General features: G+C 47.0%; 12 protein-coding genes and 1 pseudogene. 4 read left to right on the forward strand and 9 right to left on the reverse strand.

The window, feature by feature from the left end:
* From A596_RS19135 to A596_RS19150, 4 genes are all read right to left on the reverse strand, one after another.
* Positions 1-4089, reverse strand: a 4089-nt coding sequence (locus A596_RS19135) for a S8 family serine peptidase (RefSeq protein WP_152600236.1), incomplete at its 3' end; no start/stop codon positions are given.
* A 188-nt stretch (positions 4090-4277) separates the two neighbouring features.
* Positions 4278-5171, reverse strand: coding sequence for a substrate-binding periplasmic protein (locus tag A596_RS19140; RefSeq protein WP_052417690.1), 894 nt, complete (start codon positions 5169-5171; stop codon positions 4278-4280).
* Positions 5172-5220: 49 nt separating this feature from the next.
* Positions 5221-5748, reverse strand: coding sequence for a DUF4142 domain-containing protein (locus A596_RS19145; RefSeq protein ID WP_039917829.1), 528 nt, complete (start codon positions 5746-5748; stop codon positions 5221-5223).
* 128 nt (positions 5749-5876) lie between these two features.
* Positions 5877-6818, reverse strand: a complete 942-nt coding sequence (locus A596_RS19150; RefSeq protein WP_039917919.1) for a LysR family transcriptional regulator — start codon at positions 6816-6818, stop codon at positions 5877-5879.
* 131 nt (positions 6819-6949) lie between these two features.
* Between A596_RS19150 and A596_RS19155 the strand changes: the two genes are divergently transcribed.
* Entirely contained in the window at positions 6950-7756 is an 807-nt protein-coding gene (locus A596_RS19155) for a 3-oxoacyl-ACP reductase family protein (protein ID WP_084128648.1), read from the forward strand.
* 81 nt (positions 7757-7837) lie between these two features.
* Here A596_RS19155 and A596_RS19160 read toward each other — a convergent pair whose 3' ends face one another.
* Entirely contained in the window at positions 7838-8896 is a 1059-nt protein-coding gene (locus A596_RS19160) for an FUSC family protein (RefSeq protein WP_200882972.1), read from the reverse strand.
* A 14-nt stretch (positions 8897-8910) separates the two neighbouring features.
* Positions 8911-10584, reverse strand: a complete 1674-nt coding sequence (gene ggt, locus A596_RS19165) for a gamma-glutamyltransferase (protein WP_039917830.1) — start codon at positions 10582-10584, stop codon at positions 8911-8913.
* A 256-nt stretch (positions 10585-10840) separates the two neighbouring features.
* On the opposite strand from ggt, the gene A596_RS23895 reads away from it, so the two are divergent.
* Both A596_RS23895 and A596_RS19170 read left to right on the forward strand, forming a co-directional pair.
* The gene (locus A596_RS23895; RefSeq protein ID WP_412130338.1) at positions 10841-10942 is read left to right on the forward strand and encodes a PAS domain-containing protein; all 102 of its coding nucleotides are present in this window, start codon (positions 10841-10843) and stop codon (positions 10940-10942) included.
* Between the two features lies 1 nt (position 10943).
* Positions 10944-12110 (forward strand): annotated as a pseudogene (locus tag A596_RS19170) (acyltransferase family protein).
* 173 nt (positions 12111-12283) lie between these two features.
* On the opposite strand, the gene A596_RS23180 reads toward A596_RS19170, so the two are convergent.
* A complete protein-coding gene (locus tag A596_RS23180) occupies positions 12284-12433 on the reverse strand; it encodes a hypothetical protein (RefSeq protein WP_160280182.1) in 150 nt (49 codons plus the stop codon).
* 75 nt (positions 12434-12508) lie between these two features.
* On the opposite strand from A596_RS23180, the gene A596_RS19175 reads away from it, so the two are divergent.
* A complete protein-coding gene (locus A596_RS19175) occupies positions 12509-14581 on the forward strand; it encodes a S46 family peptidase (protein WP_052417693.1) in 2073 nt (690 codons plus the stop codon).
* A gap of 258 nt (positions 14582-14839) precedes the next feature.
* Here A596_RS19175 and A596_RS19185 read toward each other — a convergent pair whose 3' ends face one another.
* Both A596_RS19185 and A596_RS19190 read right to left on the reverse strand, forming a co-directional pair.
* Complete coding sequence (locus A596_RS19185; protein ID WP_039917833.1) at positions 14840-15520, reverse strand: ABC-2 transporter permease; 681 nt, start codon at positions 15518-15520, stop codon at positions 14840-14842.
* The gene (locus tag A596_RS19190) at positions 15517-16401 is read right to left on the reverse strand and encodes an ABC transporter ATP-binding protein (RefSeq protein ID WP_039917834.1); all 885 of its coding nucleotides are present in this window, start codon (positions 16399-16401) and stop codon (positions 15517-15519) included. The genes A596_RS19185 and A596_RS19190 overlap by 4 nt, the downstream gene beginning before the upstream one ends.
* Between the last annotated feature and the right edge of the window lie 5 nt (positions 16402-16406).

Genomic DNA, 16406 nt, shown 5'->3' on the forward strand with positions numbered 1-16406 from the left:
AAGTATATTGAATAAACCAAGGCATCCAAACAGTAACAATAAAATTCCGCCACTACTTCCACCACCGCCACCACCGGAATTGCCACCGTTATTATCGGTGTTACCGGAATTAGAGGAAGCCCTACTTGATGCAATAGCCGAGATTGTACTGGATGATGACCCCGATGATTGTGGCATAGGGTCAATAATCACTTGTTGTTGGACTGTGGCTGTATTTCCCGCCTTATCAGCTGCGCTCCAGATTAGGGTATGGGTGCCGACTGTAAAAGGACCAACATCGCTAACCGATGGGCCAATAATGCCGTCCACTAAATCCGTTGCTACCATGGGTACAAAAAATACCGGTGTATAAACTCCCGTGGCTTTTATACGAATATCCGCAGGAGCAATTAATTCAGGCGGTGTAGTGTCACGCACAATTAACCGTTGGGTTGCCTTGCTCGTCTTACCGTTAGCATCAATCACTTGCCAGCGAATTTGATGTGTTCCCAATGCGTAGGGACCAAGGTCAGCCGTGGTCGCAACAGTGGCCTCGCCCTGTTCATTCTTCGCGGTTACCGGCGGCAAAGTAAATGCGGTTAAAGGACCTGTGGCCTCCACAACCAAATCCGGCAAAGCATCAAATTGCGGGGCTTTTGGCAAGTTATTGCCAATCATCGCAACATCATTCAGCGTCTGCACCATTTGCATGCCGTTGTCATTGCTTATGGTCAGCCGCACAGAGAGCCAATGGCCTCCGCTGACATCCGGTAAAGTCGCTTTCAACTCACCACCATCAACTTCCGTGCTCAATGTCACCCAGGGTTCATCATCCTTCAGGCGATACTCAACCAACGTTTTCTCCGACAGCGTTGAACGCTGCCAGTATCGATCAGCCGCTTTAACCCGCAGTTGTGCATCCTTGCCATTTAATATGCGCGAAGGAATACCATCATTCAGAAAAATAACCTGCTGTACGGTCGGTGAGTCCCTTGTATTTTGATAAGCATCTGCAATTTTTGTCTCTACTGTCAGCATGATGTACGATTTGTGTTCCTGCTGCTGGAACCGTGTCAACAATTCAAATTCAAGCCCGAGGGTAGCGCAGGTAACCCCGTCAAATTTAGCCTCAAAACCTGAGCCGGTAGTTTCACCATTTTTGATTGGAACACCATTACAAAATTGCTGGTAACGCATCGGGTCGTAAAACATATTTTGCGCATAATCGTATTGCACGCCCTGGATGCCGTAAGAATTGTTGTTATCGTAAAACATAATATTTTTTGATGCGGGGGTATACAGGAAAGCCCCCGTTAAAAAATACCCATTATTTTCAACAATCAAATTACGGTCTTTACTGCGATAAACACTATCCTCTTTTTTACTGAGTGTTCCCCTCAGTTTGGTGTATGAATTGGTATCCTCAAACGCAACGAGTCCAGTGCGCAGCAACGGTTTTGACCAATCATAAGGAACATTCGGGTTTGATTGAAAAATGCCAAAATAGGGATACCATTCATTCGGCATAAATGTGGAAACATCGCTGTAAACATCTACTTCTAACGGTTTATGAAACACTGTATTTTCAAGGCGCGACGCTCCCACTGACATATTGCCACTGGCTAATGACCGCAACTGTTCAAAACCTGAAAGGAGTACAACACCGTCTGCCAGGTGAAGCGGATCATCGTAGCGAAAATGCATACCAGCCGCAGTTCGCGCATCGATATTCAATGTTTTGTTTTCATTAATGCCTGCAGCAAAGCTGTCCTGCAATACATAAAATGTTGCTGGTGTTTGTTCATCCAATTCGTATTTCTTTAGAAAAATAGATGTGCTCAAGCGAAAATTGGGGGAGACCTCGGAAACTTTTATAATTTTTCTTCCACCATCACCAAGCGACAGCACCTGTCCCAAATTATCAATACGATTATGTGCCCAGGCTACATCCTTGGCATAAACATTCAACTCATCAAGCTCAATGTTTTGACCGGCAGGAGAGATTACCCCTGTTAGCGAAAAATCATAAATTGCCGTTGCGGGAGACGCATCAATCGTAGCAATTGTTTTTACGTCGATATTTTCTTTGAACACCAGGGCGGCAACGGTGTAGCAATTATTATCCGCCATAAAAGACACTGCTATATGAAATTTACCGGGCTTCACATACACAGCTTCCGGAGGTGGAGCGTTAGCCAATGATGAGTTATCACAAGGATAAGAAAACATTTTTGCCTGGGTGCCATCATCATTGAATACCATTAATACAAATGGGCGCCCGCCCCATTGGATATTCAGTAATGCCGATTTGGAAAACACTAATGGCAAACGCAATGATTGCCCGCCAACTTGCAAATTGTTGTTTAGTTGATGGTGCAACGTCGCGGAATCCGCAAATGGTAATACCGCAGTATCTACATCCAGTTGCAAATCTATTTTTGTTGCTGCACCGGCTTCCAGAATTGCGGAATTAGCCGATGCTTTAAGGCTTGCACCTTGCGGTAAATTAACCGATGGGGTGAATGAAAGTGTTTGGGAGGTGTTGGTGAGATTTTTAACCTGGAATGAAATATTTTTTGCGAACGCCGGTTGCGTAAGATCTACCCGTCCGGCATTAAGCAACACGGGCGAAACCAATACATTAGCATTGGCCGCCTCAGCCAATTTCATCATCCCCGCGCCCTGGATAAAAACATCCTGGCCAAGATCACTGGCACTCGAAATAAGTAAATCTTTTATTTCCGCCGCGGTTAATTGCGGCCTTAACTGTTTGAGCAACGCGGCGCCCCCAGCTACATGCGGGGTGGCCATACTGGTGCCGCTTTTAATGGCGTAACCGGCACCGGGAGCCGTGGAATTAATATCCACACCGGGTGCCACTAATTCCGGCTTCACATAAGTTGCATCAACAACAGGCCCGCGCGAGGTAAAACTGGCAAGTGCCCCATTGTTATCTGTCGCCCCGACAGTCAATACCTGTTCGGCATTGCCCGGAACGCCAATCGTAGAATAATCGCTACCGGAGTTACCTGCGGCAACGACTACCAGTGTGCCCGCTTCCATCGCATTATTAGCCGCTTCAGCTAAGGGCGAATCAGGTTTACCGGGACCACCCAGGCTCATATTGACGATGTTGATTTGATCCTGGGTCAGCGGATCACCATCGGGATCCACCGCTTTTTCAAGCGCTGCAATAATCGCGCTATCAAATCCACCACCGCGATCATCCAGAACTTTGTACGCATAAAGGCTCACATCCGGTGCGACACCTTGTAGCCGGCCTTTCGCCGCGACGATTCCCGCCACATGGGTTCCGTGCCCATGTCGATCAATAAAATTACCAGGCTGCTCACCTGCCACAAAATTGTACCCGGCAACCACTTTACAGCCAGTACCAATGCAGCCACCAAGATCCGGGTGGGTGTAATCAATTCCGGTATCCAGAATTGCCACTGAAACGCCACGCCCGGTTACAAAATTGCCGTTGGTATCGCGCATTGACCAGAGTGATGGAGCCTGGGTAACCGCAACACTATCATCCAGCAGCGCTTTAACTTCGTTATCAACATAGACCTCCGCAACTTGCGGCAGGCTGCGTATAGCAGGGATGGCATCGACGGGAGCGCTAACGCTCAGAGTATTGGTTAAATCCACAAAACGATGATGGACTTGTTGCACATAATTTTTCCGGCGCAACTCATCAACTAATTGCAGCTGGCTTTTTTGCAAACCCTGGCGATAGCTGGCGGTTGTTTTGGCAAGCGCTTGTTGCCCGGTGCGCGATACTTTTCCGCCAGCACTTAATTTTTCACGTTGCTGCTTGAAATAAGGAAGTGAAGCAGAGGATTTTAAACGCACCAATAATCGTCGGGATTCAACCCCGCCATTCAAACTGTGCAGCACAGGTTGTTGGTTAGACGGCACATTAACAATTGAAACAGTTGCATCTTGCGAAAATGTGTTAATAGCCGGGGTGCTATCCACATTATTGATATGCAGTCCGGCAACCGACCTTACTTGCGTGACCCCCGGTGTTTGATCCTGCGTATTCGCTGCCGCAAATACACTCCACAATAATATGCCGGCAACAAACGGAATCCCCTTGAACATACAAGCTCCATAATATCGTTATTATTTCATTAGTGATTTACACCGGATTGCTCAGTGAAAACAAACTTCACCAGACGTGTCCTGACGCTTAAGTAGTCTATCAAAACAAGGACCAGGTTTGCTATCGCTGGAAATAGAATCCCTAATCCCGGATCAGGGTGAAATTGGTTGTATTGCCAGGAAAAAGTCTATTGGGAAATCGCAGGCCATGCCGGGCCGGTTGCCATTGGCAAGGCGTTCAAATTGATCACCCTGCGCTGATGCGTCTTCAAAAGTTCCATTCCCCATTGGTAATGGGGAATGCTGTTAAACAGCTGATCAAAACTGCCATCAGCCAGTGCCGCAACCAAGCCAGCCTCGATTCGTTTGGCGAGGTTTGCATTGTCCCTGTGTACAAAAAAATAAACTTCGTTGTGATAATGCAGCATTAACTCCTGTTCAATTTGCAATTCCAGTTCCGGATATAAATTCACTTCCGGCTGGATTTGGTAAAGCCCGCGAGAAAAATAATCGAAGCGCCCCGCAGCGAGCATTTTAAATAATTTTCCATAACCAACGGCTTCCACTAACGGCAAATTATTGTCACGCATGATTTCAGTATCGGCCCACTGCGCGCTCATACCACCTTTTAATTTGCGCAAATCATCCAATGAATGAACTGCAGAAAAGCGCGGCTGGTCGCCTTTACGGATTAATAACAGACGAAAATTATTTAATCCTTTTAACAGGGGAATACGCACGGGCAGAATTTGCTGTTTGAAATCGGCATTATCGGGTGACCACAATACATCAACCTTATGTTGGACCAATGCAGTGCGCAGGCGTTTATCCACCAACCATTGATCCGCTTCCACTATTTGGAAAGGTCCATGGCTTGGCGTGGTTTTTTCAAGCACAAGCTGGAGCAACCGCGAAAAATAATAATCTTCATGATTAATATTTTCCCTGGAACTCATTTGGGGAATGACGATGCGCTCAACTTTCGTTGCCGCAAATTCCTCTGCATGCGCAACAGAACCGGAAATGATAAATACGCAGATGGTCAAAAGCGGCGATATAAGGCTAAACATCAACCCTGGCATAACTCTCACCTTATTACTATGTGCTATGGCCCATAAGTATAAGAGCAGGTTAACGAGTTGCCACCCGAGAGTCTGCTGAAATTACCGGATTATTCAATGTCGCAACCAGTTGCTGGAGCTGATACCAATGTTGCATTAACGCCGGCAAGGTTTGTTCAGCATAATCACGCACCGCAGGATTCTCTGAGAGTGTTGCCTTACGCACAATCCTGACCATGCGCTTTACTTCAGCAGCACGCTTATTGGTATAAGCCGTATCAAATGTTTCGCCTTTGCGAATAAAAACATACGCACCTCGCGGCTGATGATCCAACAAAATTCCCTGTTGCTGCGCCAATGATTGCAGCGAAGCCAGGAGCGCGACCTGCTCTTCCAGGCGGCGCTGTGCGTAAGCTTGTACATCGGGAGAGCTTGAAGTTTTCAAGGCAAGTTTTGCAGCGGCCATTTCACTCATATTTTTCGCGGAAACGAAACGGATAAAATCGGCAGTCACAAATTCCTCAGCCGCAGCGGCATTAGCCATCACCGGGGCCATTAACCAGAATGCGCACACGAGGAAATAGTTCACTTTCTTCATTCTACCGAATCCACTATCGAGTTAGTCCAGGTATGGCAGGTTCGAGCGTGATGCCTGGGAGAAATGATGCGGGAGAATGCTAAAGGACGATATGCGTGGAATTACTCAGAAGCATGAGTAATATGCGCTCAATAACCAGCAAATGTCGTTGCCAGGTTTTCGTCCCGAAAATGCTGGACAATGAAATCTACAAATACACGGGTTTTGGCGGGTAACATTTTTGCGCTGGAAAAATAAATCGCCAACGGCCCTACATCGTTGTACCAGTCGGGCAACAGGCGCACCAGGGCACCTTCAGCCAGGTATGGTAATGCATGAGGCATGGGCACCAACGCGAGGCCAAGCCCCATGGCCGCCGCCTGGCAAATCGCATCGGGATCATTCAGCACAATCTGCACCCTGGGTTCCACATGCGCTTGCTCATTCTGGCGAGTCTGCAATTGCCAATGCTGGATACGCCCGCTGTTAGAAGAGCGCCGGACAATCCCGGGCCAACCGTGCAGGTCGGCCGGAGACGTGGGCATAGCATGGGGTGATTGCAGGCTACGCGCCGCTAAAAAGTCCGGCGATGCCACCAACACCAGGTTGGGCCGTGCCAATTCACGGGCGACAACGCCGGGAGAAAACTCAATCCCCCCGCCAATCGCGGCATCCAGTCCTTCGTTTATAAGATCAACCTGGCGATTATCAAAGCGCCAATCGGGCTGAATATCCGGATACATCGCTAAAAACCGTGGCATTAGTGGCAACAGGTAATTCAGACCAAAGGCATAGGCGACACTGACTTTCAACACCCCGGCAGGTTTACCCTGGTTCAGGCTGGCATTAGCCAACGCCATTTGTACCGTTTCCAGCCCTGCACCCACCTCCAGTAAAAACCGTTCACCCGCTTCGGTTAGCGCTAGCCGGCGCGTGCTGCGTTGAAATAAACGGATTCCCAACTGCCGCTCCAACGTTGCCACATTTTTACTAACCGCTGCCGGTGTTAACCCGAGCAGGCGCGCACCGGCAGAAAAACTGCCGGTTTCAGCGCTACGCACAAAAGATTCAATACTGGTCAGGGTTTCCATAAGCATTTATATCTTCAACCAACAGTTGAAAAAGATTGCCTGAATTACCAGCTAATTTCCACAGGATAAATATCAGACACTGGCTTCGTAGCAAAACATTACTGATTTCCAACATTAAACGGAGCCTTATCATGACGACTCAAAACTCATCTGCTAACACCAACATTTCAAGCAACAATGCTTCAACAAATAGTGTTTCCACTCGCTTAAACGGCAAGGTCGCACTGGTTACCGGCGGCTCACGCGGTATCGGCGCCGCTATCGCAAAACGCCTTGCCAGCGAAGGTGCTGCGGTAGCAATCACTTATGCGAACAGTACCGACGCCGCACAACAAGTTGTTAACGACATTCGCCAATACGGCGGTAAAGCTATCGCGATTCACGCAGACAGTGCGAACGTCAGCGATATCAAAAATTCGGTAACAACCACCGTCGCAGAATTGGGAGGACTCGACATCCTGGTCAACAACGCGGGCACTTTAGGCCTTGGCAGTGTGGAAGATTTCGCGGAAGAAGAATTTGACCGGATACTGGCGATTAATGTGAAAGGGGTTTTTATCGCGACCCGGGAAGCGTTAAAACATATAAAAACCGGTGGTCGGATTATTAATATCGGCAGCATTAACGCTGAGATTGTGCCCTTCCCCGGCATGGCGATTTACAGCTTGAGCAAAGGTGCGATTGCGACATTCACACGCGGCCTTGCGCGCGATTTGGGTCCTCGCGGTATTACTGCCAACAATATCCAACCCGGTCCGGTGGACACCGATATGAATCCCGCATCAGGTGATTTTGCCGATACCTTGCGCGGTATTATGGCCCTGCCCCGCTACGGCAAAGCAGAAGAAATTGCCAACCTGACGGCGTTCCTTGCAAGTGATGAAGCGGCTTACGTCACCGGCGCCAGCTGGAATATTGATGGTGGTTTTGGCCTCTAATGAAATAATTACTGATAGAAAAACCGGGGCAAAATCGTGCTCCGGTTTTTTCATCCATTGATATGGATGCACTCGTTTCTGTTAATGCTGGCTTTTTCCGAACACCGTTTTTAATTTTCCTTCAGCCCAAATAAAAATGCCTGGCTGATACATCAACCAGCCCCCCACAAAACCAATGACGCTCCCCAACACAATATCCAGCAAACGATTCGTCAAGAGAACATCAGGCAGTAAAGTAGCAGATGACACTTCAGCAAATAAAACCGTCAGCGGTGTAATAAAAACAACCGCCAAACCGTAATTGCGCACCACCAAAAATTCCACAATAAAATTAAGCAACATAATCAATAATGCGACCTCATAGGGATTCAGCGGTAATTTAAAAATAACCGTGGCCAGGCTCAAGCCAATCGCAGTTCCCACAATCCTGTGCACCTTACGCTGCCATACCATGCGAAATGTTGCCCCTTGCATAATTGCCGCGCATGAAATAGGAACCCAATAAGGATTTCCCAATCCTATCGACAATGCAATTCCATACGAACCGCCCACAAAAAAAGCAATAACACCCGCTTCAAGTACCAACGCATAAACACGTGGCGCTTCCACTGACTCCGGGATAATTACTGGCTGCCTGCGAATTGCCCACAAGCTATAAAAAAATGCCAGCACGCAGGATAAAATTGCCCCGAGCGTAATTAAACCAACACGCACCGGAATCAACGCGAGATCAAATTTTATATTCATCCCCATCACCGCCACTAAAATAAAAAAGAAACTCCCGGGTGGTGGAATAGCGTAAAGGCGTGTGATGATGGTGGCGAAGAAGGCAACGCAGAAAAGTGTTGCCGCGGCAAGGTAATGATTAAAACCGGTGATTAATCCCAATGCAAAACACACCGAAAAACCAAAGGAACTCACAATCAAGCGAAGCATACGTTGCGACATAGGAATCGGCTGAATATAAAGAAACACCATTGCTCCCATGCACCCTAAAATCCCCATATCAAAACGCGAAAAATACGCGCCCAGTAATGCCGGCACACCTATGGCCAGCGATGCCATAAACGGAATATGCCAGGGGCGAGTCGCCTTTTTCAAAACCAGTAATTGCCTGATATGAGCCAGAAGTTTATGCACAGCAATTTTCCTGTTTATTTGATCACGCGCGGTTCGGCCACCGGAACCAGCTTTCCATCGCGTAGTTGGATAATTTGTGAAAATCCCATATTCGGCCAAAGTTTTACTTCATGGCCTTTTTGCACCAATGCATTGCGTACCTGCTCATGCATGGTGGGCTCTACAAATAATAAATCCGGGCTCCACTGCTCATGGATGCGCGGTTGTTTAATCGCTATTTCGGCCGGCATATTAAATTCCAGCGTGTACAACAAATTTTGCACTACTTGCGAAATAATCGTAGGCCCACCAGCTGCGCCCAGCGTCATCACCGGTTGGTTGTCTTTAAATACGATCGTTGGGCTCATACTTGATAACGGCCGTTTTTTAGCAGCAATTGCGTTAGCATCCGAACCCACCAAACCAAATGCATTGGCCGCACCGGCTTGTGCAGAAAAATCATCCATCTGGTTATTCATCACAACACCAGTGCCAGGAATTACCACCTTGCTGCCAAAAGTGGTATTTATCGTTGATGTTATGGCGACCCAATTACCTTCCAGATCAGCCGCCGCGATGTGCGTGGTGTGTTTGTTCATCAAATGCGGAATATCCAGGTCAGGATCACCATGGACTGCATTGTTCACTGCTTTATCCAGCTGTATTTGTCGGGCAATCTTTTTTGCGTAGGTTTTATCCGTTAGCGATAACGGCACTTTGACAAAATCCGAATCGCCCAGCCAATGGGCGCGATCAGCAAATGCAAACTTCATTGCTTCGGCCATCAAGTGATAACGCTCGGAGCTGGTCGTTTTGTGCAAATCAAAATTTTCCAGGATATTTAAAATTTGCGCTACGTGGATACCGCCAGAACTCGGCGGAGGAAAACCATACAAGGTATAACCCGCAAATTGGCTAACAATCGGCTCGCGCAATTTTATTTGGTAATTCGCAAAATCATCGCGCGTGACCAATCCATTATTTTTCTTCATCCATTCAGCTGTTTTCCTCGCAAAGTCACCGCGATAAAAATAATCCGGCCCCAGGCGCGCCAACTCTCGATAAGTGTGTGCAAGATCTTGATTGGTAATAATGGTATTTGCTGCGAAAGGCTGCTGCGACTTATCCAAATAAATTGCAGCGGTGGCTGGAAATTTTTGTAACTCTTTTGCCGTACTTACCATTCGATCAGCCACCAGTGGTGACACCGCAAAACCTTTTTCCGCCAATTCTGCGGCTGGCAAAATCACATCGGAAAAATTTAATTTTCCGCCTTCGCGTTGCAATTTATGTAACGCCAGCACCGAACCCGGCACACCAATCGCCAAGGCGCCGGTGCGACTCAATTCCGGATTGGCTTTGCCATCCTGCACAAACATATCGCGATGTGCCGCTGCCGGTGCCATTTCGCGGCCATCAATCGCTATCACACGGCCATCTGCCAGGCGAACCAGAATAAAACAGCCGCCACCAATTCCCGAGTTATGCGGGTCCACAACCCCCAGTGCAAAAGCAATCGCAATCGCGGCATCAACCGCATTGCCACCGCGCTTCACCACATTCATTGCGATAGTGGTTGCATCAGGGTTAACGCTCGCCGCAGCAACTTTTCCATCGCCAGAGACTTGTGCATGGCCGGTAACGGGATATTCCGCATAACAAAACAGCGGCAATACACAGAGCAGCAAAACCAATATTGTCTTTTTCATTGCAATAACTACCAGAATCAGTGAATTTAGCAGAAGCAGTAAACTTAAAAAGCACGATGAATATAGCTTAACAGACAAAAGCCTATGCGTATTTCGCGGCCGGAGCTATAGTGTAAGGCTAAATTGGTGAGCCCTGTTTGTATATAACAGCATTATCTATCTAATCTGTTCGTAAAACATTCATCACCAGTGCTCATACAGAAAATAAAACTGTCTGAATTTACAACGACACCTCATATCTTTCACGCTCTATCAAATGATCGATCACTTGAGCACACCAATCCTGGTGTTCGATCACAAGCAACGACTCACTTATACCAATGGCGCTTTCGCACAATTATTTGAAGGAATGGAATAATATGCATCATCAAACTAATAACACTCGCCTGCACGGCCTTGACACCTTACGGGCACTCGCGATTGTTCTGGTACTGATTTTTCATTATCGATCAGTGGTTAGTAACGAATTACTGTTTGGCTTCATTACCCGCATTGGTTGGGTGGGTGTAGACTTATTTTTTGTGCTCAGCGGCTATTTGATTGGTGATCAAATCCTGCGCGCCTACGCCCGTAAAGAAGATTTTTCATTGAGATATTTTTATGCGCGGCGCTTGTTGCGCACCCTACCCAATTACTAAGTGGTTCTTGCCCTTTACCTGCTTCTGCCAGTAGCTTTAAGTGGAACCTATACTGCACCGCTCTGGCAATTCATAACTTTCACCCAAAACCTGGAGATGCGCCCCGGCCAAACATTTACCCATTCATGGTCACTGTGTGTTGAAGAGCAATTTTATTTACTGTTTCCCTTGATTTGTATATTTGCCCTGTCAAAAACCTCCGATGCTTTGCGCCTGTGGATCATTCTTGTAGCAGGTTTTGTTGCCGCTATACTGATACGTTTAATCATGTTTACTAATCACGAAAAGTCGGCAATAGACATAATGGATTATTATGAATTCATTTATTACCCGAGTTATTCCCGTTTTGATGAATTATTGCCGGGGATCGCGCTAGCAATTATCAAAAACTACCATCGGTCAACGTTTGAAAAATTGCTCCACTATGGAAATCATTTTTTTGCAGCGGGCTTAATCAGTAGCGGAATAGTATTTTATTTATTTTTAAATATTCATTATCAGGACGGTATAGGAACCAGCGCCTGGACAACCAGTATCGGTTACTCACTATTAGCTATCAGTTTTGCGTTATTGGTGTTAGCCGCGTTGTCACCGTCATCCTGGCTTTATCGTTGCAAAATTCCTGGCGCTGCCAGTCTTGCACTCTGGTCTTACGCCATTTATTTAATCCATAAACCGCTGTATCAATTATTGAAACAACCGATCAATAATCTTGGCATTAGTACCGACGATTATTTGGGGATGGGCATTATCGTATCCATCAGTATTATTGCCGGCTGGATACTTTTTAAAATGGTCGAAACACCGTTTATGAATTTGCGTGCCCGGCTTGTGCCCTCCAATTATCGCAAAAAAAGCTGCCAGCCAACAGGTTTGGCAAGGGAGTGATAATTCAAAGGGATGCATTTATTCGCACATAGCAAACGCAGGTGGGCCATACCGGGCAATTAATTCTGCCGCCGTTAGCTATGTACCTTTGGACAAGGAGCACTGCACGTTCCGTCATATGGCTTAGCTCACGAATATTTTCGAGCCATGCAGCGGACTGTGAATCCAGCACGTCAAATGGCTTTTCCGGCGCAGTTTTCACCGGTTAATAAAATACTCGCCTCACCGGCAGCAACCGCTGTTAACCGTTCCATTAAGCGATTCACAATATCGCTACGCCACACCAATGCTGTTTTAACCAGCGCAAAAAGTAACGCATGCATAGGCAGCGCCAGTGTTCCTGGTTTACACTTCTGCCACACTTCATTCATCACACCATTATCAGCAGGAGTTTGTGTATGCGAAATGCGACAAGGGCGTTTTTAATTGCAAGTGGGTTGGCTATGGCCAGCCCTCTATTTGCCGCCGAAGGCATGTGGACATTGGACAACCTTCCCTACGCCGATCTGGAAAAAAATTACAAATTCAAACCCACTGCCGAATGGGTTCAAAAATCCATGCGCAGCGCAGTGCGCCTCGCTGGTGGCTGTTCGGGCTCTTTCGTATCGCCCGATGGATTGGTATTAACCAATCATCACTGTGTTATTTCCTGTGTAGAAGATTTGTCCAGTAAGGAACAGGATCTCGTCAATAATGGTTTCCTTGCTAAAACGCGCAATGAAGAAAAACAATGCCCGGGCGTTGAAGTAAATCGCCTGGAAAAAACAGAAGATGTTACGGCGCGTATGCAAAAAGCGTTAACCGGTTTGACCGGCAAAGCATTCAGCGATGCGAAAAAGGCGGAACAATCGCGTATCGAAAAAGAATGTGTTGGCGATGCTGGCGATAAACGCCGTTGCGATATTGTGGAGCTTTATGGCGGTGGCCAGTATCACATTTATCAATACACCCGCTACCAGGATGTGCGCCTGGCATTTTCACCGGAATATGCAGCGGGATTTTTTGGCGGTGATCCGGACAATTTTAATTTTCCACGTTACAACCTGGACATGAGTTTATTGCGTGTATACGCCGATGGAAAACCTATCAGTAACAAAGATTGGTTTCCGATTAATCCCAAAGGCGCCAAAGAAAATGAATTGGTGATGACCCTGGGGCATCCCGGCACAACCCAACGTTTACTCACCATGAGCGAACTGGAAACCCAACGCGACCTGGTTTTACCGTTCCGATTAATTTTGGCGTCAGAATATCGCGGTTTGCTGTTGCAGTATTCGCGCGAAGGTACTGAACAGGCGCGTATCGCCCAAACTGAATTAACCATGGTAGAAAATGGTATCAAGGCGCGCACAGGTATGTTCCAGGCGCTGTTGTCACCGGCGGTAATGCAACAAAAACGCGATGATGAAACTGCATTTCGCAATTGGGTCAATGCCGATGCAACACGTCAGCAACAATTCGGCAATCCCTGGCAAACCATTAGCAATACCCAAACCGCCTGGCGCAACTTGTACCTGGATTTTGTCATGATCGAATTGGGTATGGGCTCAATGTCGCAACAGGTTACCTGGGCGAGAACACTGGTGCGCGGTGCAGCTGAACGCGAGAAAGCCGATGCAGAACGTTTACGTGAATTTTCCCAGGCGGCATTGCCTGGCGTACAGGCAGGGCTCTTTGCGGAAACACCACTCTACCCTGAATTTGAACAAATAAAACTAAGCTGGTCATTGAGTAAATTGCGCGAAAAGCTGGGCGTGGATAACCCCGTTGTTAAACGCATTCTGGGTAAGGAGTCACCTGAATCCCTTGCACAAAAAATTGTAACCCAAAGCAAATTGGGTGATGCGGCGTTGCGTAAACAATTATGGGAAGGTGGTGCAGCAGCAATTAAAAACAGCAATGATCCCGCTATTGAGCTGGCTCGCTTGTTGGATGAATACGGCCGCAAACTGCGCGAACAATATGATCACCAAATAGAGCCGGTACAAAAAGCCGCCATTGAACAACTCGCCAAGGCGCGCTTTGCTTTCAAAGGTACAGCGGTTTATCCCGATGCAACCTTTTCATTGCGCCTTTCCCATGGCGTTATTCGCGGATGGGATGAACGCGGCACTCCGGTGAAACCCTTTACTGATATTAGCGGTTTGTTTAGTCGGGCAACGGAATACGATCCTTTTAAATTAGCAAATACCTGGGTGAGTGCGCAGAAAAAACTGGATCATAAAGCTCGCTTCAACCAAGTCTCCACTAACGATATTGTAGGCGGAAATTCCGGCAGCCCACTCATTAACGCAAAAGGCGAATTGGTTGGTTTGATTTTTGACGGTAATATCCAATCGCTGGGCGGAAGTTATTTTTATGATGAAGCAGTGAATCGTGCGGTTTCGGTGCATCCAGCGGCAATGACTGAAGCATTGAAAAAAGTGTACAAAGCAGATGCGTTGGTTAAAGAGTTAAAACTAGGCCGTTAAAAACAGCCAGAAAGAACGTGGTATCACATTAAAAATCCCGGCTAATGCCGGGATTTTTATTCATCGCTACAATCATTCAAAATTATTTTTTATGGCCATTAAAAATACAACCAATAGGAGCTATAGGTGATAAATTTCATACTGCGGCTGGCGGCATAACAAATTTGCCCGGCGGCACATCATCGGGATTTTCCAGTGCATTCGTAACCAGCGGGCATTGCCGGTTAATAACCACCGTTCGCGAATAGTGAATGGAAATTAAAGGAACGTTTTTTTGCGCGCCTGCCAATAAAACGCCGACGCCAATGCAAGCAGGATAATTACAGCTTGTATAACAATTGCACCTACAGCCTCAATACTCCATACCGCTTCAGCTGCAGCAATGTGGGAAGAAATACTACTAAAGCGAGTGACGGTATACATAATCGGGCCAATCAGGCAATTCGTAAACACCATGGTAAAAATAACTACCGCTTCCGATTCGCTGATCATCCCCACCGACCAACTCACGCAGTAACATAAAAACAAATAGACTCCGATAATGACCGTCAACGGAATAAACCCATTAGGGATAGGCGTGATCCAAAATACAACCAGTGTTGCTGCACACACAATCAACCAGGGCACTATAAATAAACTCATATTGGCAATTAATTTAGCCACCAGGTAATCCATGGGCGTAACCGGCAAACTCATAATAAATGGTAATGTATGCTCTTTGCGTTCGTTGACAATTGAGCTGGTGATTTGATGATTACCAAGACCGATCAATGCACTGATCAGCAACGTGGTGCCCATAAAAAATTGCCACTCGCCGCCGCTGATAAAACTCAGGGCCAATAATCCACCTACCATATATATGGCAATATTTTTGCGCTGAATGTGCCAATCTTTAGCGATCAGGATTTTAATCAGCGGCGTATTCAATCCGTGGTTCATACATGTACTCCTGACTTGACTGCGGCCACAAAAATTTTTTCCAACGACATAGGTTCAACCGACGAAATTTGTGCACCCAGTTCATTTAAGCGCGCAACAGCGTGCTCGGGATTCCGGTTAAAGACCAACTCGCACAATGAACCATTTTGTTTTGCCCTGACCAATCCTGGCAGCGACAAAGCAGCGGCATTACTGATGCCGGTACACAAAACCCGCCGCCAGCGATCCAGATAAATTTCCTTATCTTGTGAATCCAGCAATTTTCCTTTGTGCAGAAAACTAATGGTGTCCGAGAGTTGTTCTACATCCTGTGTATTGTGGGATGAAAAAAGTACGCTGCGTTCTTCGTTGCGGAGGATTTCAGCCAGTTCCGTCAATACTTCTTCACGGGCAACCGGATCAAGCCCCGTCGTGGGTTCATCCAGCACGACTAATTTCGGACGGCGTGCCAACACCAGCAATAACCCTGCTTTAACACGCTGCCCGTGGGAAAAACCTTTGGTTTTTTGATCGGCTTTTAAATCAAATACTGTTAATAAATGCTCCGCATAACGCGAATCCCAATTGCCATAGACCGATTGGATAAATCCCATATGCCAGCGCAGGGTTTCATTTTTGTACATCCGCATATCATCCGATGCGTAACCAATTTGCGCTTTAACCGCAACCTGCTGCGCCGGTAGTTTGCAGCCCAACACGCTCACACTACCGGAATCCGGTTGGATCAATCCCATTAGCAGACGCATCGTAGTCGACTTGCCCGCGCCGTTTACACCAACCAGACCCATTATCTGCCCTTGCGGTAACTGCAGGCTGAGGTTATCCAGATAAAATTCCGGATAACGTTTGCACACGTTTTGAAATTCAATCGCGTTTTGCATATTCA

This window comes from Cellvibrio mixtus subsp. mixtus J3-8 (genome assembly GCF_000766945.1).
Lineage (GTDB): Bacteria > Pseudomonadota > Gammaproteobacteria > Pseudomonadales > Cellvibrionaceae > Cellvibrio > Cellvibrio mixtus_A.